This window comes from Enterococcus sp. DIV1059_2, assembly GCF_051713685.1.
GTDB classification, from domain to species: Bacteria; Bacillota; Bacilli; order Lactobacillales; family Enterococcaceae; genus Enterococcus_D; species Enterococcus_D casseliflavus.
Genome location: NZ_JBIOQK010000001.1, coordinates 1757428 through 1779208, shown reverse-complemented (window position 1 = coordinate 1779208; position 21781 = coordinate 1757428). Strand labels below are relative to the sequence as shown.

The following is a 21781-nucleotide window of genomic DNA, read 5'->3' as shown; positions in this document are numbered from 1 at the left end:
TCTCTCCTACTCTTTTTGTGCTTCCACAAGCCAAACATACTCATTGATCTGCTTAAAACGACTGGTAAACCCATGCTGACGAAAGTATCGTTCGATATCCGCTATAACTGGATAGTACTCTCTTTGCAGATCAGCGGCTAGTCGCTGGTGACCAGCTTGCCGTGCTTCATCGATTCGTTCCATTTGGTGGGCTAGAGAAAGAAACATCGTATCCCCGAAAAGCACTTTCCCGCCTTTGGGCAGCATCGCAGCATATTTGCCGATTGCCCGTTGTTTTTCGTCCTCCGTAAGATGATGAAAAACATAGGTAGAAACGATCGTATCAATCACATCCGTGATCTCGGGAAAAACCTCCATATCACCATCTACAAAAATCACTTTAGAAAGACTGGGTTTTGACTTGGCGATTCGCCGCATCTCTGGCGATGGCTCGATTGCCAGCACGTTTTTTCCTTGATCAAGCAGAGCTTGTGTTAGATTTCCAGTTCCACTACCAAATTCTACCACAGACTGCCCTGCTTTTTCAGCAATTTCAGCGAGTAACTGTTCATATTTGAAAAAAACCGCTCGATACTCTTCATCCTTACCTGCAACTGTTTCATCGTACTCAGCTGCCCAGTCAGAAAAAATTGGAATAAACTCTCTCCCCATCACTAGCTACCTGCCTTTTCAAACGCTTGCTCTAAATCTGCCTGCAGATCCTCACCGTCTTCGATGCCGAGAGACAACCGAATCAAGCCATCTTTGATCCCAGATTGCTCACGAATTTCTTTAGGGATCGAGGCATGGGTCATCACGGCTGGCACTTCTACCAAGCTTTCCACGCCACCTAAGCTTTCTGCTAAAGTAAAAATCTTTAATGATTCAACAAATTCTGCTGTTTTCGATTCATCGTTTAGTTCAAAAGATATCATACCGCTATACCCAGACATCTGTGATTTGGCGATCTCATGTCCTTCATGGGCAATCAATCCTGGATAATACACGTTTGCGACAGCTGGATGTGCTTGTAAGTAGTGAGCAATTTTCATCGCGTTGTTTTGATGTGCTTCCATCCGCAAAGCAAGAGTTTTGATGCTTCGTTGAATCAACCAGCTATCATGAGGCCCCAATACACCACCAATGGCGTTTTGTAAAAAAGCAATTCTTTCGGCGATTTTTGGCTCTTTGGCAACCGCTAACCCAGCTACTACATCACTGTGTCCACCGAGATACTTGGTAGCACTGTGAATCACAATATCTGCGCCTAATTGTAGCGGCTTTTGAAAGTAAGGGGTCGCAAAGGTATTATCCACGATCGTCAAAATGTCCTGTTTTTTAGCTAGTTGGGCAACGATTGCGATGTCCGTGATCTTCAATAATGGATTAGTCGGCGTTTCCAGAAAGATCGCTTTGGTTTCTGGAAGGATGGCTGCTTCAACGGCAGCTAGCTCATTTGTTTTGACAAGTGTATAAGACAATCCGCTTTTTTCTAATACTTGATGGAGCAAACGAAACGTCCCGCCATATACATCATCCCCTAAAATGACATGGTCTCCAGTCTGAAACAGCGAGAAGACCGCATGGGTGGCTGCTAATCCAGAGGCAAAAGCAAACCCTTGGGCGCCTTCTTCCAGATCCGCAATCAATTCTTCTAAGGCAAATCGAGTTGGATTGCCTGAACGACTGTATTCATATTGCTTTGGCTGACCAAGAGCATTTTGCCGATAGGTTGATGTTTGGTAAATTGGCACACTAACAGCACCAGTCATTTCGTCTTCGCTGATACCGCCGTGGATTACTTTTGTATTAAAATGCATGGTTTACTCCTCCTATGAATGGGGTGATTGCTGATTCACCCGCATAAATCTGTTTTGATAGATAGCGATCGCCACCATCTGGAAAAACGGTAACGATCGAGCTTCCAGTTGGTAATTCGAGGCTTTCTTTTACTGCTGCTGCCATCGCCGCTCCACTTGAACTTCCAACAAGCAAACCATAGTTTCTTGCCAAGTAACGAGTAAAAGCAAAGCCTTCCGCATCACTGATCGTATAAATTTGATCAATAAGCAAATCGTCAAAAAATTGTGGAATGAACTCAACACCGATCCCTTCAATCTCATGTCCATGGGCAGGCCCGCCATTTAAGATCGATCCTTCTGGTTCAACGACAGCAAGTCGAGTGCTTGATTTTTGCTTCTTTAAGTATGTTGCGACACCCGCGAAGGTCCCCCCGCTGCCAGCTCCAGCAACAAAGCTGTCAATTTTTCCAGATAACTCCTGAAAGATCTCTGGGCCTAAGGTTGCTTGGTAGGCTGCAGGATTGTTTTGATTGTGAAATTGCATTGGCATATAACTATTTGGTAGCTGTTTTGCTATTTCCTTTGCTTTTTCAATCGCCCCTTGAATGCCTGCTTCAGTGGGCGTATGAACGATGGTCCCGCCCAACGCTTCAATCAGTTGCTGCTTTTCAAGGCTAAATTTTTCAGGAATGACAAAAATCATTTTTAAGCCATACTCGATTCCAGCTAAAGCTAAACCAATTCCAGTATTTCCCGCTGTCGGTTCGATAACGGTTGTCTCATGATCGATCACATGCTCGCGAAACGCTTCATCGATCAAATACTTTCCTAAGCGGTCCTTGATACTTCCACCAGGATTTAAATACTCAAGTTTCGCATAGATGGTACTTCCCTTTTTGCCGCCAAATGCTGCGGCATCAAATTCAAAGAATGGGGTGTGCCCAATCAATGCTTTTATATTATTAACGATCATCGCTCGACTCCTCGCTCAACTTTGTTTGGCACAACTCGTATGCTTCATGTACTCATTTTCATTTGCAATCATCAGCCGTCGCCAATGAAAGCGGTAAAAAACAGCAAACAAAAAGGGGTACTGACTATTACATCAGTACCCCAAAAAAATGTCGTCTTATCCGGATAGAAGTGAATCACTAAAGAAACTTCAGCGATCTTCTGCGACAAAGGAACTAATAATAGGCATGACAAATCGGTATGCTGCTTTTTGCACCATACAACAACAACAGGTAGTTTGTGTGTTGACGTTTGTCATGTCTTGTTCCCTCCTTTAATTTGCTTGTTATCAAAATAGCACGACTCTTTTTTATTGTCAAACGTTTTTTGAAATCACCGAGCACACATTGATGATCTTTAATAAAATAACATCATAGAGGATAGTAAGCACTCACATAGGCATCCACGGCTTTGATCGCTGCTGCAACATCTTCTGCAGAAACCGGAAATGGCATATTGTGGATCGTTTCCCCTTCGATGGTTGCTTGCTCGCCAATTTTTAATAGGTCTGCATCGCTGGCTTGCGCAAGATGCATGTCGGATAATGTCGTCGGTAATTCTAATGCCTGATACAATTCTATATATTGGTCGAGCTCTTCAGGATCTGCATTTTCCAGCATCAATTGAGTGAGTGTTCCGTAAGCAACCTTCTCACCATGGGTCAGATCATGAACGTCTCCTTCAAGGGCTGTCAAGCCATTATGAATCGCATGAGCTGCTGCCAGACCTGCACTTTCAAAGCCTAATCCACTAAGCAAAGTGTTGGCTTCCACGATTTGTTCAAAAGCTTCGGTAACGACTTGTTTTTTATTCGCTTGATAGGCTTTTAAGGCATTCTCAAAAAGGATCTCTTCGCATTTTTCAGCGATCGCCATGCTGGCAATTGGTTGCACCCCGCCGACCATATTTTTACTATGGCTTCGAGCAACAGCACGTGCCTCGACATAGGTTGCGAGTGCATCCGCAATACCAGCGGCTAGCAATTTGGCAGGCGCTTTGGCAATCACAGCGGTATCCACTAAGACAAGTTCAGGATTTTTGTTATAAAAACGATACTTTTCAAAACGACCTTCATCAGTATAAATAACAGAAAGTGCCGAAGTTGGTGCATCAGTGGAGGCAATCGTTGGCAAAACAGCAATCGGTATTTTCAATTCATCCGCAACAGCTTTCCCAGTATCGATGGCTTTCCCACCACCTAATGCGGCAATCACTTCGATTGATTCACTTTTGGCTTTAGAGACGATACGATCGATTTCATTTGCAGAAGCTTCTCCACCAAAAATTTCTTTTACCGGATCTAACTCGGCTGCTTTCAGGTTCTCAAATAGTTCTTCACCGGCAATTTTCCAAACAGTTTCATCGGTCAAAAGAAGCACTTTCTTTCCTAAATCTTTGATATGGGATAACCCATGCTTCAAGACCCCTTTTCCTTGAACGTATCGTGACGGACTCGCAAATATTCTTTCCATTGTATCTCCTCCTTTAATTGGTCTACTTTTATTGTGACACACTAAGCAAGCGATTTCAAAGGAAAAGAAAAAAAGATGGCCAAGAAGATTCGATTCTTGCCCATACTGCACATTTATAGCCATACAAACACTCATGCCCTTATAAAACGGATGGTTTTATAAGGGCATGAGTTGGATTTTTTCATGGTTATTTCTTTTTCCCACCAAAAGCATCTTTCATTTTATCAAAAAATCCTTCTGGTTGTTGTTCGTTCGTTTCATGGCCACTGGCTTTTGCATAAGCCCGCAATGCCTCTTTTTGTTCCTCATTTAAGTTCTTAGGTGTGATCAGCTTCACTTTGACCTGTTGATCGCCATTGCCGCCTCCCCGTAAGCGAGGGGCTCCCTTACCGCGTAAGCGGAAGTTTGTGCCTGTTTGCGTACCAGCTGGAATTTTTAATTTCACATTCCCATGAACCGTTGGTACATTGACTTCGTCGCCTAAAGCAGCTTGGACAAAGTTTAACGGCAGTTCGTAATAAATTTCCGACCCATCACGGTCAAAAATATCACTTTCTTCCACTCGGAAAACAACGTACAAATCACCATAAGGACCACCATTGGTGCCAGCTTCTCCTTGACCAGACAAGCGCATTTGTTGTCCATCTTCGACACCTGCAGGTACGTTGACTTTCACACTGTGTTTTTTCTTTTCATGGCCAGTACCATGACATGTTGTACATGGTTCTTTGATTTCTTTCCCAGTTCCATGACAAACATCACAGGTTTGACGGCTCATCACACGACCAAGCGGTGTTTGACGTTCAACATTGATGGTACCTGCACCATGACATTTATGACAGGTTTCTGGTGAAGTACCTGGTTTTGCCCCGTTCCCACCGCAGGTATGACAGGTTTCTTCACGATTGTATTGAACAGTTTTTTCCACTCCGAAAATCGCTTCTTCAAAGGAAAGATCAACCGCATATTGCAAGTCCGCTCCTTGTCGAGGTGCATTAGGATTGGCTGCTCTGCCGCCTCCACCACCGAAAAACGATTCGAAAATGTCTTCAAATCCACCAAAACCGCCACCGGAGAATCCGCCACTGTTAAAGCCGCCGAATCCACCGCCATAACCGCCTCCGTAGTTCGGATCGGTACCAGCATGACCATACTGGTCATAAGCAGCTCTTTTTTGGGAATCACTTAATATTTCATAGGCCTCAGAAATTTCTTTAAACTTTGCTTCTGCATCAGGTTCTTTATTGATGTCTGGATGATATTGTTTTGAAAGCTTACGATAAGCTTTTTTGATTTCGTCATCCGAAGCCCCTTTTTGTAGACCTAAGACCTCATAATAATCTCTTTTGTCTGCCATTGGCTTCCCTCCACTATATTCTTGCGTCTCTCGTATTTTAGCATATAATTCGCTCTAGAAAAATACGTTTCGCAAATTCATAAGAAAAAGCCAAAGCGGTGACTTTGGCTTTTTCACAAACAGCGATTATTTATCGTCACCGTCTACTTCTTCAAAGTCGGCGTCAACCACATCGTCTGCGCCGCCTTGTGCAGCTTCTGGATTTTCTTGTGCTTGTTGTTGTGCTGCTTGTTCGTATAACTTAACAGTTAAGTTTTGTACGATTTCATTCAAAGCATCACGTTTCGTTTTCATTTCTTCTAAGTTGTTTGCTTCAAGTGCAGCTTTCAACTCATCACGAGCATCTTCCGCTTTTTTGACTTCGTCTGCATCCACTTTGCCTTCAAGCTCTTTCAATGTTTTATCAACAGTGAACAACAAAGCATCGACGTCATTGCGTAGATCAACTTCTTCTTTGCGTTGTTTGTCGGCTTCAGCGTTTGCTTCAGCATCTTTTACCATGCGTTCGATTTCTTCATCTGATAAACCTGAAGATGATTTGATCGTGATTTTTTGTTCTTTTTGTGTACCTAAATCTTTTGCAGAAACATTGACGATCCCATTTTTATCGATATCAAATGTTACTTCGATTTGAGGGATGCCACGAGGTGCTGGTGGAATATCCGTCAATTGGAATCTACCTAATGTTTTGTTGTCAGCTGCCATTGGGCGTTCCCCTTGCAGGACATGGATATCAACGGCTGGTTGATTGTCTGCTGCAGTTGAGAAGACTTGTGATTTACTTGTAGGGATCGTTGTGTTACGATCGATCAGTTTTGTGAAGACGGCACCCATTGTTTCGATACCTAATGATAATGGTGTAACGTCTAGTAAGACGACATCTTTCACATCACCTGTGATCACGCCACCTTGGATCGCAGCACCCATCGCTACCACTTCATCTGGGTTTACTGATTTGTTTGGTTCTTTATTGGTTTCTTTACGAACAGCATCAACTACTGCTGGAATACGTGTTGAACCACCAACTAAGATGACTTCATCGATTTCTGATTGTGACAAGCCAGCATCTTTCAAAGCTTGGCGTACTGGAATTTTTGTCCGTTCGACTAGGTCTGCGGTCAATTCATCGAATTTCGCACGAGTCAAGGTCATTTCCAAGTGCAATGGACCAGCATCACCAGCTGTGATAAATGGCAAGCTGATTTGAGTACTTGTTACACCTGACAAGTCTTTTTTTGCTTTTTCAGCAGCATCTTTCAAACGTTGCAAGGCCATTTTATCTTTTCCAAGATCAATGCCGTTTTCTTTTTTGAATTCTGCTACCATGTGATCGATGATTTTGTTATCAAAGTCATCCCCACCTAGGTTGTTGTCCCCAGCAGTTGATAATACGTCAAAGACGCCATCCCCTAATTCAAGGATCGATACGTCAAAAGTACCGCCACCTAAGTCAAAGACTAGGATTTTTTCATCTTTATCTGTTTTATCTAACCCATAAGCTAAAGCTGCGGCAGTTGGTTCGTTGACGATCCGTTCTACTTCAAGACCGGCAATTTTACCAGCATCTTTGGTTGCTTGACGTTGTGCATCGTTGAAGTATGCAGGAACAGTAATGACTGCTTTTTCAACTTTCTCACCTAAATAGTCTTCAGCAAATCCTTTGATGTATTGAAGAACCATTGCGGAAACTTCTTGTGGTGTGTAAGATTTGCCTTCAACTTCTACTTTGTATCCAGCTTCACCCATATGGCGTTTAATAGAAGAAATCGTATTCGGGTTTGTTACTGCTTGGCGTTTTGCAACTTCCCCTACTTGGATCTCACCGTTTTTGAATGAGACAACAGAAGGTGTGGTACGGTTTCCTTCTGGATTCGTAATGATTTTTGCTTCGCCGCCTTCAAGGACAGCAACAGCTGAGTTTGTTGTTCCTAAGTCGATACCGATAATTTTACTCATAAGTAATACACTCCCTTTTTTAATTTAAACATCTACTTATAGATAGAAAGAACTATTGTGCAACGATGACCATGCTTGCACGCAAGACACGATCATGCAATTTATACCCTTTTTGCAAGACAGTAACGATTGTGTCTGCCGGTGTTTCATCAGAGGCAGGTACAGTCTGCACCGCTTGATGCAAGTTCGGATCGAACATTGCACCTTCAGCAGGAATCTCTTCGATTCCCTCTTCTTTTAAGGCTTGACGCAGACTTTCAAGAACCATTTCAACGCCTTTTTTCAAATTCGCAGCTTGGTCTTGATCGACATCTGCTGCCATCGCTCGTTCCAAATTGTCGATTGCTGGCAACAGTTTTTTGCCAAGATCTTGCGAGCGGTATTTTTGTAAAAGTTCCCGCTCGTTGCGGTTACGTGAAGTGATATTTGCGATCTCTGCACGAGCACGCAGGAATTGATCTTCCAATTCGTTATTCTTTTCTTGCAAAAGTTCCAATTCGCTTTTTTCCACTGCTTCTTCCTCTGGTTGAGGAGTCTGTGCTTCAGTTTCAGTTGATTCATTTGAAGATTCAGTTGTTTCTGCGGTTTCTTCAGCAGTTTTATCTAATTCTTCATCTAAACGCTCTTCTTTTTCCGTCACGTTTCAACCATCCCTTCTACGATTTGTTTCATTGCCGCTTATTCATTGGCAGCGTCTAATGCGCGATAATAATCGGCCAATTTTTTTGCTAACTCGCCTCGAAAAACTTCCATCAATCCAAACATCCGTGAATACGGCATACTTGATGGACCTAATAAAGCGATCGTTCCTTGTCCATGACCTTCGATTTCATAGCTGGCTTGGATCAAACTCATATTTTGTAACAAGTCGTTGCCAAGCTCAGAGCCGATTCTGATTTGAATCGCAGAATCTCTTGGCGCCAGCAGCTGTGTCAGCTGATCTGCGTTTTTCATAAATGAATACATCGATTTGAACTGACTAACATCTTGCGTCGGTTCAAAATCCAGAAGATTCATTCGCCCGCCGACGAAGATTTTTTCTTCAAAAATATGGCTCAGCATCGTATCAAAGAGATCAACGATTCCGTCAGTCGTTTGAAAATACTTATGCAGAATCATAGGAATCTCGGTTCTTAATCGATGGTAGACCGTCATTAAAGGTTCACCGATCAATTTGTCGTTGATGATCCTTACCATTTTTTCCAAATCTTCGCTGCTCATCGATTCAGGAAGAGCAAAGACTTGATTTTCGACATTTCCTTTATCCGTCACGATGATCGCGATGATCTGTCGTGCATTCAAAGGGACGATTCGAAAGCCCGTCAATTTCCTTTCCTTCATATCTGGTCCGAGAGACAACGCTGTATAGCTAGTCAAGTTGGACAAGATCGTGGCAGACTGCTGGATGATTTCATTGATTTCATGAAAATCTTTTCCAAAAGAATGACGAATGGTTTGAATTTCGTTTTGGTCAACTTCAGATGGCTTCAATAAGTGATCAACGTAATAGCGATACCCTTTTATTGATGGCACACGCCCTGAAGATGAATGTGTTTTTAGCAGAAGTCCAGCTTCTTCCAGCGCCTTCATCTCATTACGAATGGTGGCAGAGCTAGCTTCAACCCCATCTTCCATCAATCGCTTCGAGCCCGTGGGCTGACCAGTATTCGTATAGTTTTGGATGATGAGGTGTAAAATCATTTGTTGTCTAGGTGTCAACATTTTATCCACTCCTCCGTTAGCACTCATTCCTATTAAGTGCTAACACGATTATAAATATACCATATTTGCTAGGAATGTCAAGTATTTGCATCACTTTTTTAGCACTCTTTCTAAGAGAGTGCTAAAAAAAGAAATCAAAAAAGAAGCAGCGCGAAATGGCTACTTCTCTTCCTTGTTCTTTCTTATTTTTCTCCATCCAAGAGAAATGCTTCAAACACTTCGTTGCCAATGAACATCCCAGCTTTCGTTAAAAAGACACGATCACCTTGACTAGCCAACCAGCCTTTTTGAATCAACTGTTCGCTAGTTGAACCATAGATTTCCTGAAAAGACTTCCCGAATTTTTCTGCAAAGCGTATTTTTGAAATGCCAGCCTTTTTACGAAGGCCTAAAAACAGTTCCTCTTCCATTTGATTACTGGTTGTCAATTCTTCGGTTTCATGGATTGGCAATTGATTTTCCTGTAATGGTTTCAAATAATGCTGGATTGGACCTTTATTCTTGTAGCGGGTCTGTCCAAGATACCCGCTGGCGCCTGCCCCAAAGCCAAAATAATGTTCATTGTTCCAATACACTAGATTATGCAAGGACTCATACCCTGGTCGTGCAAAATTACTGATTTCATATTGATTCAAGCCAGCTTTTGTCATCGCGGCGATCGCCTCATCAAACATCTGCGTTTCAGCTTCTTGAGAAGGCAGCGCCATTCTCCCTTGGCGAACCCAGTTCATAAACATGGTTTTGTTTTCTAAAATCAAGGAATACATCGCATAGTGAGGCAACCCGAGATCAATCGCTCGCGTCAGTGTATCACGGAAGCTTTCTATGCTTTGTCCCGGAAGTGCATAAATCAAATCGATCGTCACATTCTGAAAATCATGTTTTTCCAGCAGCTGAATGGTTGAATAAACATCTTCAGCGGTATGCTTGCGGCCAATTTTTTTAAGCAAGCGATTATCAAAGGTTTGGACCCCCATCGACAAGCGAGTGACTTGATGGTTTTTCAAAACCAGCATTTTTTCTTCACTCAAATCACCAGGATTTGCTTCCACGGTAAACTCTTTGGTTGTGTGGGTCGGCAGCAATTCATGCACACCTGAAAGCAATCGATCCAGCTGGTTCGCCGAAAGCGACGTTGGCGTCCCGCCGCCGATATAAATTGTTTCCGCCTCATTGATAGGCTGACGCAAGAGGCTCAGCTCAATTTCTTTTAGTAACGCTTCAATGTACTCATCCACTGGCTGCCCTTCTAAAAACACTTTGTTGAAGTCACAGTAATAGCAGATATGTTCACAGAATGGTATATGTATATACGCAGAAATATTTTGCGCGCTTTTTGTAGATGGATCGTTTATTGTTTGACCTTCAGGCATTCCTAAGTGATTCTCCTCTACCTTCTTTTTACTCCCATCGCTGAGAGCATCGGCACTCATTGTAGCATAGTTCTTAGAATTCTCCTATCACTTGGACTATTTTGGGCAAGAAAAAACACCACTTCCAAGAAGTGATGTCTTCAAATAGTCATAGCAAAAATTAAGAGCACTACTCTTATTAAGTACGGTAAAATACCGCTTTTGTTCTTATCCCACCCAGAAAAAAATCTGTTTGTTACAAGAACTAACACTTCCCCCAAACTGTTAGCGCCACAATAGATAAGCTGTTGCTGACGGCTTACTTAACAAGAGCAGGACTCTTATTCTTGAAAGACAATTGCTTGTCTTATCTGACTTAAGTATACCTTTTTTAAAAAATTAAGTCCTATCATCTTTTTCACCAGTCTATGAAAACGATGAGAATTATCCCCTTGGCGACCGTTATAGAATGTGCAGCAAAATATCGATCAGATAGCGGATCAACCGATACGCAATAAATAAGAAGAAAATATTTCCCAGCAAGAATTGAAAAACATTGCCGATTGATCCCTTAAAGGAGCGAAAGCTGAAATAACGCGACCAACGATTGAACCCGTTTTGGCGATTTCGTTTCAAACGATACGCTTCATCATACTTCATTTCCAAGAGGTCATAGTAAAAAATCATCAAGGGTTGTTGCACAAAGAAAACTTTTTTATAGCCTGCCATCAACGTGTACTGTTTATTATTGGAAGGGAAATTGCGATTGCCGTTTTTCTTCACGCGCATCGTTGTTCCATCGTTCATTGGGAACGCATAATGATCCTCGAATTCTGTCAGTTGATGAATTTGCGGCACCTGATTTTCTTCTTCAAAAGCACGTACGACCTCACTCGCTTTCTGAGAAAGTGAAACCAGCCACGCCATCATCCCTAGCAAAATACCTAGCAAGATGATATTTAAAAGCAAACTTTCTTGTAACAAAAATAAATAACCTAAGATAATCAAAATTGCTACACCCAGGGCAATCATTCTTCTACGGAAATAACTGCGATACATCAATTCAAAAGAGCGCCGATAATAGGCAAAATCTTCTTTTACAAAATCCATTTTTTCCACATCTTTCTGCGTTTAGGTTGCTGATAATGTATCAAAGATCCTTTTGAAAGTCAATTTACCGAAAAAGTTTCAGCGTCTGATTTGTTTCAAACAAGAAAACGTTTTATAATGGAAGATGTAACAAAAAAAAGCGATGAAAGTAGGTTGAGATACGTGATATTACAAGAAACATTTACCTTGCAGAACAAACTGACGATTCCTAAGATTGGCCTTGGAACCTGGCAATCTTCTCCAGAAGATGCTTACAACGCCACAAAATTTGCCATTCAAAACGGTTATCGACATGTCGATACAGCGGCAGCTTACAAAAACGAAGAAGCGGTTGGGAAAGCTGTGCGCGATTCAGGCGTTGCCCGCGAAGAAATTTTTGTTACCACGAAAGTACCTGCTGAGTTGAAGACCTATCAAGAAGCGGTTGATAGCATTGATGCTTCTCTAAAAAAACTTGACTTAGGGTATATCGATTTGATTTTGATCCACGCTCCTCGTCCTTGGAAAATCATGGGAAACAATCCAGAAAACAAAGATTTTTATCTTGAAAACATCGATGTTTGGAAAGCACTAGAAGAAGCCTACTTAAGTGGGAAAGTAAAATCAATTGGTGTTTCCAACTTCGATCAAAAAGATTTACAGAATATTTTTGATCATTGCGATGTGAAACCGATGGTCAACCAGTTTGTTTACCATATTGGACGCACAAATGAAGAGTTATTGGCATTTTGTAAAGACCACGAAATTTTAGTGGAAGGCTATTCTCCAATCGCCACCGGTCGTTTGCTCGATAACGATGCAGTGAAGACGATTGCGGAAGCTTATGGAAAATCTATTCCACAACTTTCAATTCGCTACTTGCTACAAAAAGACATTCTGCCATTGCCAAAATCCGTTCATGAAGAATACATTTCTGACAATGCCAAAGTTGACTTTGAAATTTCTGAAGAAGACATGAAGAAATTGGATGCGTTGCAAGCTTAAGAATGCTTGCGTTTAATTGAAAAAAGCAGTCCGATCAAGTCCAGTAAATGCTGGTCATGGATCGGGCTGCTTATTTTGTTCTAAAACTCTGTTTAGAAAAACAACCGTTTCTTAGTTTGTCAAAGCTGGAATCTTCTTACGTTAGTTGCTCAAAGGTACCCCACACTTTCACTTCTTGTTTTTCTACCATCGTTCTGCCTTTCGCTAGAACCGTTTCTACTACTAATGTTTCTTTGTTCAGCAAGCAAATATCAGCATCCATCCCTGCTGCAAGCCGTCCCTTTTGATCAAGCTTCAATACTTTCGCTGGATTAGAAGTGATTGCTCGAATGGCGATCTCCAATGGAATCTGCTCTTTTTGGACTGCTTCTTTAATGCCTACCATCAAGGCTCGCGAACTACCGACACCCAGACCTATGAATTGATTGTTTTCATCAAAGTACGGGAGGCTGCCTTGCCCATCAGAGGTCATGGTAAATTGATCCAGCCCGATCCCTTCTGCTAACAAACGCTTCAATCCTTTACTGAAGCGAACCTCATCGTCTTCTTTTTCCCAGAAATCAGGATCCTCACTCGCTGTAAAATCAATCGTTCCACCCATTTTTGCAAAAGCAATACTTGCTTCGAAAAGCTCGCTGGTCCGATTGGCATGTGTCGGTAAAAATTGGCTGATTGGAATCTCTGTTTCTTCGATGGTTCGTAAAAGCAGCTCATATTTTCTCTTCCCTCCACCTAAGTGGACGTTTACGATGCCTGCTTTTCCAGAAAGCATCCCACCAACACGGGCATCCGCCACCGCGCGGGTAAATTCTTCGAAACTCGGTTGTGAAGAACGATGGTCAGAAACGGCAATTTCACCGATACCAATGATTTTGTCAATAGTCAAAAAATCTTGAATGATAGAATCGGTGACCGGAGTCAATGGCAATCGATAAGAACCGTCATACAAGTACGTCGTGATGCCTTCTGCCTCTAGTCCACGGGCCTTACTGATCAAGGCAGTCATATCTCTGCCTACTCCGTCAGTACCCAAACACCCAACCACTGTCGTTACCCCCGCTGAGGTCAGCTGAGACAATTTCACTTCTGGTGTCCGGTTCTGAAAGCCGCCTTCCCCGCCACCTCCTAAGATATGAAAGTGGCAGTCAATAAAGCCGGGAACAGCAAGTAACCCTGAGCCATCGATTTCTTCAAGAGGAACCCCTGAGAATCCTCCTTCGATCGAATCTTCAATAGCAATGATCTTGTCTTCGCTTAAAAGAATATCTTTTTTTCCTAAATAGTCAGGCGCATAAACCTCCGCTTGTCGTATCACCTTCATGAGTGCTTCCTCCTCGTATCTGATTGCTTCTTATTGCAAGCCGATCGCGACTGCAATAAAGATGAAGATCGTTCCTAATACAAATAAGAACCCTTGCATTTTGATCTGGAATTTCGCCCATTTCACCCATTCGATTCTTGCGACACCTAGCACACCGATCAGACTTGCCGATACTGGAGTGAAGGCATCCATGAAGCCTGAGCCTAATTGATAAGCCAATACAGCGATCTGTCTGGAAACACCTAAAAGATCAGCTAATGGCGCCATGATCGGCATGGTCAATGCAGCCTGACCTGAATTGGAGGTCACGATCAAATTGAAGAAGCTTTGGAAAATGTACATGAACCATGCCCCAATAAATGCTGGAACATTGCTTAACAAACCACCGATGCTGTGCAAAATCGTATTCAAGGCTGACGGCACGTTGGCATCAGAACCGCCGAGAACCAGAAGAATCCCTTTGGCCATCCCTACAACGATTGCAGTTCCCGCTAATTCTGAGGCCCCTGATTGAAAGGCACTCGCCACATCATTCAAGCCCATATTTTCTAATTTGAAAAGAACCGCTATGATTCCTGCCCCTAAGCCCATAACAAAGAATTGAGAAGCGATCTCGGGAATATAATAGCCTTTTTGTGTCACACCCCATACGATCCAGATCAAGACCGCCAGCATTTCAACCAAGATCAATTTATGACCTAATAAAAATGGTTTTTGCTCACTGGAGGTTTTTTCAAGATGATTTCGAAAATACGCATCTGATTGATACGTGAGCGATTTCTCAGGATTCTTGCGAATTCTTTCGGCATAGATCATGAGGTATCCTGCGGATAATGCGGTAACCACGACCCACATGATGATTCGGAACGTTGCGCCTGAAAGAACGGGAATACCTGCGATCCCTTGAGCCACTGCCACACTAAATGGACTCATCCACGAGGTGGCATTCCCAATCTGGGAGGCGACATAGGTGACAGTGACCGCCACGATCGAGTCATACCCTAATGCGATCACGAAAGGCACCATGACCATCGAAAACGGAATGACTTCTTCTGCCATTCCAAAAGTAGCACCACCAAATGAAAAAGCAAAGAACAACAGCGGCAATGCCAAACGTTCTAATCCACGGGTTTTGCTGATAAATGCAAAGATCCCCGCATCAATCGCTCCGGTTTGCATGATAATACCAAATGCACCACCGACCACTAAAATCAGTGCTGCGATCCCAACTGCTGATCCATATTTATCGCCAGAAACCAACCCTTCAAAAACAAAATTTAAAAAGCCGAAACCGCCAAAGTCATCGGTTCCCCAAACCTTGGCTATTTTATGCAGTTTTTCTGAAGTATCATAAATCTTTTCGCCATAAAGGCTGTAAAGGGTGTCATCCGTTAGCCCGACCTCATCTAATTGACTCTGGGACAACTCTTTAGGCCCTTCAGCTAGAACAGCTGCTAAAGCCTCAGGATCGACATCTAATTCTTCCAGCTCTTGTGGATCGTCTTCCAATTGATTCAACTGTTGATAGACGTATTCGTTATCTAACGGGTAGGCATAACGAAACGAATCTTGCATCAAGACCGTTCTGGTACTTATGTCCCCATTTGCATCGGTATACTCGATTTCTTGTGTACTAAATTTCCCAGCAGGAACTAAGAAAGTCAGCAACCATGCCAACAGCACAACCCCAAAAATGATGACATACGTATGCGGCGTTTTCATTTTGGTTAAATCTTTCTTTTCTTTCCCCTTTTTCGCTTTTTTTCCAATTGTCACTTTTTCTCTCCCTTTCCCTTTGCAGCGTACTGCATAAATTATCATTTTAGCCTATTTTTTAGTATATCGAAAAAACGTTTTTTCCTCATGGGGAAAGCATTAGAATTCAAATAAACTACGTTATAAAAAGAGAGAAAAAGAAAAAGTGAAAAGAAGCCAGAAACGCTTCTTTTCACTACGAATGACTAGTTTTCTTCAGAAAGCCCATCAAAATAAGCTTCAGTGTCTCGTTCATCCTGCTTTAATTGCTCGATCAACGCTTGTGCGCCATTGAAAGCGACTTGATCACGTAAGAAATGATGCCAACGGATCGCCACGGTTTCACCATAGATATCTTGGTGAAAATCGAGAATATAAATCTCTACTGTTAACTGGCGACCTTGACCAAACGTATCATTGTGACCAATCGATCCCATCGATGGATACCACTTGTCACCAACTTTGATTTCCGTCACATAGACGCCTTCTTTTGGCAACCGAACGGTGCTCTTCACTTTGATATTTGCGGTTGGAAACCCAAGTTCTCGTCCTCTAGCATCACCGTGAACGACGGTTCCTTCAAATTCATAAATATACCCTAACAAGCGATTGACTTGCGTCATATCACCATTTTGTAGTGCAGAGCGAATGCGTGTGGAGCTGACCTTTTCCTCATGAAACGATTCTTGCGCGACAGTCACGACTTTAAAACGTCCTTCTGCATAGGTTGGCAAAAGCGCCATGTTGGCTATCTCTTTCTTGCCATAGGTATAGTCAAAACCTGCAACAACAACTTTTGCATGCAGTCCGATCATGTATTCATCTACAAATACTTGCGGTGCCAAATTTGCAAAAGCAGAAGTAAATTCAATGATATAAAGAATATCTACCCCAAGTTGTTCCATGTGCGCTTCTTTTTGCGGCAAACTGGTCAGGTATTGCATTTTTTCAGGATCAACCTTTTGAAAAACGATCGAGGGATGCTGATTAAAGGTCATCAACGCCAATTTTAACCCTTTCTCCTCTGCAATCTTGCGTCCTGTTTCAATGACTTTTTGATGACCTAAATGCACGCCATCGAAAAAGCCTAAAACTAAGACGATCTCCTCCTCAGGAATCGCTGCGTGATCATAAGGGTGTCTTATTTCAATGATTTCCATATTCATTCTCCTATTTCTGTACGGATGACTTTTACCGGTTTCATCATATCCTGGTATTTGTCATGAGCTTTATAGATACTGATCAATTGTTCTCGATAAAAAATCGCCACTAATTCCTCTGGGCGCTTTGGTAATCCAAACGCGCTGAAGGGCAAACGCATGCCATTTTTTACTTTCTGCCAGAGGTCTGCATCGATCGTCACTTGAAGAAATTCTGATACCCCGTATTCTAAAGGTAGTAGTAGTTCCGAAACACGTTGTTCATCGACTGCCTTTTGCACCTCTGCAATCGTGTAGGATTGTTCTTTTGAAAAACCACCGCTTTTTAGGCGAGTCAAATCAGACATATGCGCGGGTACACCCAGCAATTTCCCTGTGTCGACCGCTAATGTGCGAACATAGGTCCCTTTTCCACAAGCAACTTCAAAACGCCAGCTTTGCGTATTGTCCTCATGAATAATCGGCTCTGAAATTCGTTCAAAGGAATAAATTTCTGCTTTGCGCTGTGGCCGCTCGACAGTTTCATTGTTACGAGCATATTCGTAAAGTCGTTTGCCATTGACTTTGACCGCCGAATACATCGGCGGGATCTGGGTAATCGTCCCCGTCAACTGTTTCATTGCCTGATCGATCTCTTCCTTCGTAAAAGGACGAGTTAGTGCTTGTTGTTGAACGATATCCCCCGACCGATCTTCTGTAGTGGTACTGAAGCCCAAAGTGATTTCCCCGGTGTAGACTTTTCCAGAATCAACCAAGTATTCGACGATCTTCGTTCCTTTTCCGATACAAATGGGCAAGACACCATCCACGTCAGGATCTAGTGTGCCGCTGTGTCCGATTTTTTTTGTCTTTAATATTTTTCGTAATTTAAACACGCAGTCGTGACTTGTTTGTCCACGCTCTTTCCATAATGGTAAAATCCCGTCCATCGTATTCCTCCATTTCACTTCAACTTGCTTATTATAACATATAAAAAAAATTCATTGCACGACAAAATCCTTTTCGCTCTTTCTCATTACATGATAAACTAAGCATATAAGGAGGTCCTAAAATGGTTGTTTTAACGATAGGGTCATTTATTGGATTTGCCATTTTTTTGATCATGATTCAGCTCGGCACGATGCAGCGTTGGGAAGAAGCGTTTGCTTTGCAGATCATCCAAAGCCGTACGCCCTCTTTGACGCGCATGATGCACTTTTTTACCAATTTAGGAAAAGCCTTTCCGACAGTTGCGATCGCTTTACTGTTGTTTGCCTTTCCATCATCGCGGGCGGATCTTGCACCAAAAACAGCAGTCGGTATCTTCATAGTATCAGCAGCTGCTTACTTGATCAAACGAATCGTCCGACGAGATCGTCCTATTGATCATCGTTTAGTTGAAGAAAAAGATCACAGCTTTCCTAGTGCTCATGCTGCCACATCCGCTGCCATGTATGGAACGATCGCCTTGAATCTTGGACAATTGGTTCCCTCAGCTGTCATCCCGATGACCTTACTGGCAATTTTGCTTAGCTTTATGATTGGCTTTAGCAGAGTCTACTTAGGGATCCATTTTTTAACAGATGTGATCGGTGGTTGGCTCTTAGGGGCAGGTGTTGCTGGACTGGTTACTTTACTGATGAATTCCTGATGCTTTTTCCAAATAAAAAAGAACAGCTTCGACTGGAAGCTGTTCTTTTTTTTATTCTTCTGAGTGCAATGCGCGAATCATTTCATCAATTTTATTCCCGTATTGTACAGATTCATCCAACTCGAATTGGATTTCTGGAACTTTGTAGAGCGTTAGCGCTTGGCCTAGTTCACGACGAACCAACCCAGTTGCTTTTTCCAGTCCTGCTTGGGCTTTTTGCTTATCTGAAGCCAAGTCCGTCAAGGTGCTGTAAAAGATCGTTGCTTGCTGCAAATCTCCAGTTACTCGTACATCTGTGATCGTCACATCTTGCACGCGAGGATCACGAACTTTTTTACGAAGAATTTGATTGACTTCTTTTAAGATTTCTTGCGCCACTCGGCGATCTCGATAGTTAGCCATTCAAAAAGCCTCCTTGTATAGTTGTCATTTCGTTTATTTTGTTGGTACTTCTTCCATGACATAGCCTTCGATCACATCATCGACTTTTACGTCGTTGAATTTCTCGATCATCGCGCCACATTCAAATCCTAGCTTCACTTCTTTGACATCGTCTTTGAAGCGTTTCAAGCTGGCAAGTTTGCCTTCATAGATGACGATACCGTCACGAATCACCCGTACACCACTGTCACGGCGAATGCTGCCTTCCGTCACATAGCAACCAGCGATCGTACCAACTTTAGAAACTTTGTAGGTTTCACGAACGATCATTTGACCGGTGATTTTTTCTTCAAATTCAGGATCAAGCATCCCTTTCATCGCTGTTTCGATTTCTTCGATCGCTTTGTAGATAATGCGATGCAAACGAATATCGACTTCTTCTGCTTCCGCTTGCTGTTTGGCTTGCGGTGTAGGGCGGACGTTGAATCCGATGATGATGGCATTACTTGCTGCTGCTAGCGTTACGTCACTTTCATTAATGGCACCAACGGCTGAATGGACGATGTTTACTCGCACACCTTCAACATCGATTTTCTTCAATGACGCAGCTAACGCTTCGGCTGAACCTTGTACGTCTGCTTTGATGATGACGTTCACTTCTTTCAGTTCGCCTTCTTTTAGACTTTCAAACAAGTTATCCAATGTCACACGACTGCTTGATGCACGTTGTTCCATCAAGGCACGTTTTGCACGTTCTTCACCTGCTGCCCGAGCCGTTTTTTCATCTTCAAAGGTAACGAAACGGTCACCTGCTTGAGGGACATCGTTCAATCCTGTGATTTCGACTGGCGTTGCAGGTCCAGCTGCTTTATCACGACGACCTAAATCATTCGTCATCACGCGGACACGACCGAAAGTGTTCCCCACAACGATTGGATCACCAACATGAAGAGTTCCTTGTTGTACCAATAGTGTTGCTACAGGACCTTTGCCTTTATCAAGGCGCGCTTCAATAACGGTACCGATCGCCCGTTGGGTAGGATCAGCTTTCAAATCTTCGACTTCTGCTACTAAGAGGATCATTTCAAGCAATTCTTCAATGTTTTGCCCAAATTTCGCTGAGATTTCAACGAAGATCGTATCCCCACCCCAAGCTTCTGGGATCAACTCATGTTCACTTAATTCTTGCATCACATGTTGAGGGTTAGCACCTGGTTTATCGATTTTGTTAACTGCAACGATGATTGGCACTTTTGCTGCTTTCGCATGGTTGATCGCTTCTACCGTTTGCGGCATGACACCATCATCAGCTGCGACAACTAAAATCGTAATATCAGTGATACTTGCTCCCCGTGCACGCATACTGGTGAACGCCGCGTGTCCAGGAGTATCTAAGAAAGTGATTGGTTTGCCATTGATGTCGATTTGGTAAGCCCCAATATGCTGCGTGATTCCTCCAGCTTCACCACTTGTTACGCGTGAATGACGTAACGTATCAAGCAATGTTGTTTTCCCGTGGTCAACGTGACCCATGATGGTAACAACAGGTGGTCGTGATACTAAATTCTCTTCAATTTGTTCTTCTGCTTCGAAGAATTTATCGATGTCTGCGATATCCACTTGAACTTTTTCTTGTGGTTCGATTCCGTAATCGGTAGCAAGCAGTTCAATCGTATCTTTATCTAAAGGTTGGTTTTGATTGACCATAACCCCCATCATAAAGAGCTTCTTGATGATCTCTGCTGGTTCACGGTAGATTTTTTTCGCGATATCCGCTACGTTCATGCCTTCTGTATATTCCAATACTTCTGGCAGTTCACGGAATTTACGTGCTGGAACTGGCGGTTTCTTTTCCGTCTGCTGACGGCCTTTTTTCCCTTTTTTGTTAAATTTATTGCGATTGTTGTTGTTGAAATTGTTATTGCGTCCACCGTAATTTGACTTGCCGCGGTTTTGATTTCCTCCACGGGAATCATTCGAGCCTTGCGTACGGTTGTTGTTGCGGTCTGCCCCTTGCGTATTTCCTGCAGATTGAGCGGCTGGACGGTTTTGTTGCCCTTGATTGTTCGGACGATTTTGTTGTCCTTGGTTGTTTGGACGGTTTTGCTGTCCTTGGTTATTCGGACGATTTTGTTGCCCTTGGTTGTTTGGACGGTTTTGTTGTCCTTGATTGTTCGGACGATTTTGTTGTCCTTGGTTGTTTGGGCGATTTTGTTGCCCTTGGTTATTCGGACGGTTTTGCTGTCCTTGATTGTTCGGACGATTTTGTTGTCCTTGGTTGTTTGGGCGATTTTGTTGCCCTTGATTATTCGGACGGTTTTGTTGTCCTTGGTTTGTTGGGCGGTTTTGTTGCCCTTGATTGTTACGATTCTCTTGGTTATTCACTCGATTATGACTTCCTTGGTTATTTGGTCTGTTACTTCCTTGACTGTTCGTGCGCTCTACTTGTCCTTGACCAGCAGGACGGTTATTGCTTTGCGTAGTTCGCTGTTGACTTTGATTGTTATGACGGTTTTGGAAGTTAGGATTATTTCTTTGCGTTTTAAATTTCTTTTGTTCTTGTTTTTCCGGCTGGTTGGCTGGTTTCTGATTTGCGGGATTTGAGTTTGCAGATGTTTTACCATTTGGATTGCCGCCTAATGACTGCTGCAATTTCTGCGCCTCTCCATCTGAGATCGCGCCCATATGATTTTTGACATCAAAGCCTAAAGATTGTGCTTTTTCAACAACCTCTTTGCTCGATTTGTTCCATTCTTTTGCAAGTTCATAAATTCTTTTTTTCCCCATGC

At 42.8% G+C, this 21781-nt stretch carries 18 protein-coding genes; 2 read left to right on the top strand and 16 right to left on the bottom strand.

Annotation, left to right across the window (positions count from 1 at the left end):
* Nucleotides 1-6: 6 nt before the first annotated feature.
* The 10 genes from IGI72_RS08265 to IGI72_RS08220 form a co-directional block, all read right to left on the bottom strand.
* The gene (locus IGI72_RS08265; RefSeq protein WP_074934014.1) at nucleotides 7-651 is read right to left on the bottom strand and encodes a class I SAM-dependent methyltransferase; all 645 of its coding nucleotides are present in this window, start codon (nucleotides 649-651) and stop codon (nucleotides 7-9) included.
* 2 nt (nucleotides 652-653) lie between these two features.
* Entirely contained in the window at nucleotides 654-1799 is a 1146-nt protein-coding gene (locus IGI72_RS08260; protein ID WP_074934015.1) for a cystathionine gamma-synthase, read from the bottom strand.
* A complete protein-coding gene (locus IGI72_RS08255; RefSeq protein ID WP_074536418.1) occupies nucleotides 1789-2754 on the bottom strand; it encodes a PLP-dependent cysteine synthase family protein in 966 nt (321 codons plus the stop codon). Before IGI72_RS08255 ends, IGI72_RS08260 begins: the two co-directional genes overlap by 11 nt.
* Before the next feature lie 409 nt (nucleotides 2755-3163).
* Nucleotides 3164-4264, bottom strand: coding sequence for a glycerol dehydrogenase (locus tag IGI72_RS08250; RefSeq protein ID WP_428214426.1), 1101 nt, complete (start codon nucleotides 4262-4264; stop codon nucleotides 3164-3166).
* A 187-nt stretch (nucleotides 4265-4451) separates the two neighbouring features.
* Nucleotides 4452-5621 (bottom strand): molecular chaperone DnaJ, encoded by a 1170-nt coding sequence (dnaJ, locus tag IGI72_RS08245; RefSeq protein WP_005225937.1) that lies wholly within the window; start codon nucleotides 5619-5621, stop codon nucleotides 4452-4454.
* 126 nt (nucleotides 5622-5747) lie between these two features.
* Nucleotides 5748-7577, bottom strand: coding sequence for a molecular chaperone DnaK (gene dnaK, locus IGI72_RS08240; RefSeq protein ID WP_142965225.1), 1830 nt, complete (start codon nucleotides 7575-7577; stop codon nucleotides 5748-5750).
* Nucleotides 7578-7629: 52 nt separating this feature from the next.
* On the bottom strand, nucleotides 7630-8217 hold the full coding sequence (gene grpE, locus IGI72_RS08235; protein WP_005225935.1) for a nucleotide exchange factor GrpE: 588 nt from the start codon (nucleotides 8215-8217) through the stop codon (nucleotides 7630-7632).
* 38 nt (nucleotides 8218-8255) lie between these two features.
* Nucleotides 8256-9299, bottom strand: a complete 1044-nt coding sequence (gene hrcA, locus IGI72_RS08230) for a heat-inducible transcriptional repressor HrcA (protein ID WP_087627396.1) — start codon at nucleotides 9297-9299, stop codon at nucleotides 8256-8258.
* A 182-nt stretch (nucleotides 9300-9481) separates the two neighbouring features.
* Entirely contained in the window at nucleotides 9482-10672 is a 1191-nt protein-coding gene (gene hemW, locus IGI72_RS08225; protein WP_074536421.1) for a radical SAM family heme chaperone HemW, read from the bottom strand.
* 441 nt (nucleotides 10673-11113) lie between these two features.
* Complete coding sequence (locus IGI72_RS08220) at nucleotides 11114-11761, bottom strand: hypothetical protein (protein ID WP_015509594.1); 648 nt, start codon at nucleotides 11759-11761, stop codon at nucleotides 11114-11116.
* Nucleotides 11762-11878: 117 nt separating this feature from the next.
* On the opposite strand from IGI72_RS08220, the gene IGI72_RS08215 reads away from it, so the two are divergent.
* The gene (locus tag IGI72_RS08215) at nucleotides 11879-12745 is read left to right on the top strand and encodes an aldo/keto reductase (RefSeq protein ID WP_050759602.1); all 867 of its coding nucleotides are present in this window, start codon (nucleotides 11879-11881) and stop codon (nucleotides 12743-12745) included.
* Between the two features lie 136 nt (nucleotides 12746-12881).
* Here the strand turns inward: IGI72_RS08215 and iadA are convergent, their stop codons facing one another.
* The 4 genes from iadA to truB form a co-directional block, all read right to left on the bottom strand.
* Nucleotides 12882-14066 (bottom strand): beta-aspartyl-peptidase, encoded by a 1185-nt coding sequence (gene iadA / locus IGI72_RS08210; RefSeq protein WP_438753818.1) that lies wholly within the window; start codon nucleotides 14064-14066, stop codon nucleotides 12882-12884.
* Between the two features lie 30 nt (nucleotides 14067-14096).
* Nucleotides 14097-15788 (bottom strand): putative basic amino acid antiporter YfcC, encoded by a 1692-nt coding sequence (gene yfcC / locus IGI72_RS08205; protein WP_438755076.1) that lies wholly within the window; start codon nucleotides 15786-15788, stop codon nucleotides 14097-14099.
* 239 nt (nucleotides 15789-16027) lie between these two features.
* Nucleotides 16028-16981 carry a riboflavin biosynthesis protein RibF gene (gene ribF, locus IGI72_RS08200; protein WP_428214431.1) on the bottom strand — a complete coding sequence of 318 codons (954 nt, stop codon included), beginning with the start codon at nucleotides 16979-16981 and terminating at the stop codon, nucleotides 16028-16030.
* A gap of 2 nt (nucleotides 16982-16983) precedes the next feature.
* Nucleotides 16984-17910 carry a tRNA pseudouridine(55) synthase TruB gene (gene truB / locus IGI72_RS08195; RefSeq protein ID WP_428214432.1) on the bottom strand — a complete coding sequence of 309 codons (927 nt, stop codon included), beginning with the start codon at nucleotides 17908-17910 and terminating at the stop codon, nucleotides 16984-16986.
* Between the two features lie 122 nt (nucleotides 17911-18032).
* On the opposite strand from truB, the gene IGI72_RS08190 reads away from it, so the two are divergent.
* A complete protein-coding gene (locus tag IGI72_RS08190; RefSeq protein WP_428214433.1) occupies nucleotides 18033-18611 on the top strand; it encodes a phosphatase PAP2 family protein in 579 nt (192 codons plus the stop codon).
* Nucleotides 18612-18662: 51 nt separating this feature from the next.
* Here the strand turns inward: IGI72_RS08190 and rbfA are convergent, their stop codons facing one another.
* Together rbfA and infB are read right to left on the bottom strand one after the other, a co-directional pair.
* Complete coding sequence (gene rbfA, locus IGI72_RS08185) at nucleotides 18663-19013, bottom strand: 30S ribosome-binding factor RbfA (protein WP_005225925.1); 351 nt, start codon at nucleotides 19011-19013, stop codon at nucleotides 18663-18665.
* Between the two features lie 33 nt (nucleotides 19014-19046).
* Nucleotides 19047-21779: a translation initiation factor IF-2 gene (gene infB, locus IGI72_RS08180; protein WP_005225924.1), complete on the bottom strand. Its 2733-nt coding sequence runs from the start codon at nucleotides 21777-21779 to the stop codon at nucleotides 19047-19049.
* Between the last annotated feature and the right edge of the window lie 2 nt (nucleotides 21780-21781).

What these genes read in the sequence shown, in the direction of transcription:
- IGI72_RS08265 (WP_074934014.1), bottom strand. Translation starts at nt 651, where the DNA reads ATGGGGAGAGAGTTTATTCCAATTTTTTCTGACTGGGCAGCTGAGTAC.
- IGI72_RS08260 (WP_074934015.1), bottom strand. Translation starts at nt 1,799, where the DNA reads ATGCATTTTAATACAAAAGTAATCCACGGCGGTATCAGCGAAGACGAA.
- IGI72_RS08255 (WP_074536418.1), bottom strand. Translation starts at nt 2,754, where the DNA reads ATGATCGTTAATAATATAAAAGCATTGATTGGGCACACCCCATTCTTT.
- IGI72_RS08250 (WP_428214426.1), bottom strand. Translation starts at nt 4,264, where the DNA reads ATGGAAAGAATATTTGCGAGTCCGTCACGATACGTTCAAGGAAAAGGG.
- dnaJ (WP_005225937.1), bottom strand. Translation starts at nt 5,621, where the DNA reads ATGGCAGACAAAAGAGATTATTATGAGGTCTTAGGTCTACAAAAAGGG.
- dnaK (WP_142965225.1), bottom strand. Translation starts at nt 7,577, where the DNA reads ATGAGTAAAATTATCGGTATCGACTTAGGAACAACAAACTCAGCTGTT.
- hrcA (WP_087627396.1), bottom strand. Translation starts at nt 9,299, where the DNA reads ATGTTGACACCTAGACAACAAATGATTTTACACCTCATCATCCAAAAC.
- hemW (WP_074536421.1), bottom strand. Translation starts at nt 10,672, where the DNA reads ATGCCTGAAGGTCAAACAATAAACGATCCATCTACAAAAAGCGCGCAA.
- IGI72_RS08220 (WP_015509594.1), bottom strand. Translation starts at nt 11,761, where the DNA reads ATGGATTTTGTAAAAGAAGATTTTGCCTATTATCGGCGCTCTTTTGAA.
- IGI72_RS08215 (WP_050759602.1), top strand. Translation starts at nt 11,879, where the DNA reads ATGGAAGATGTAACAAAAAAAAGCGATGAAAGTAGGTTGAGATACGTG.
- iadA (WP_438753818.1), bottom strand. Translation starts at nt 14,066, where the DNA reads ATGAAGGTGATACGACAAGCGGAGGTTTATGCGCCTGACTATTTAGGA.
- yfcC (WP_438755076.1), bottom strand. Translation starts at nt 15,788, where the DNA reads ATGAAAACGCCGCATACGTATGTCATCATTTTTGGGGTTGTGCTGTTG.
- ribF (WP_428214431.1), bottom strand. Translation starts at nt 16,981, where the DNA reads ATGGAAATCATTGAAATAAGACACCCTTATGATCACGCAGCGATTCCT.
- truB (WP_428214432.1), bottom strand. Translation starts at nt 17,910, where the DNA reads ATGGACGGGATTTTACCATTATGGAAAGAGCGTGGACAAACAAGTCAC.
- IGI72_RS08190 (WP_428214433.1), top strand. Translation starts at nt 18,033, where the DNA reads ATGGTTGTTTTAACGATAGGGTCATTTATTGGATTTGCCATTTTTTTG.
- rbfA (WP_005225925.1), bottom strand. Translation starts at nt 19,013, where the DNA reads ATGGCTAACTATCGAGATCGCCGAGTGGCGCAAGAAATCTTAAAAGAA.
- infB (WP_005225924.1), bottom strand. Translation starts at nt 21,779, where the DNA reads ATGGGGAAAAAAAGAATTTATGAACTTGCAAAAGAATGGAACAAATCG.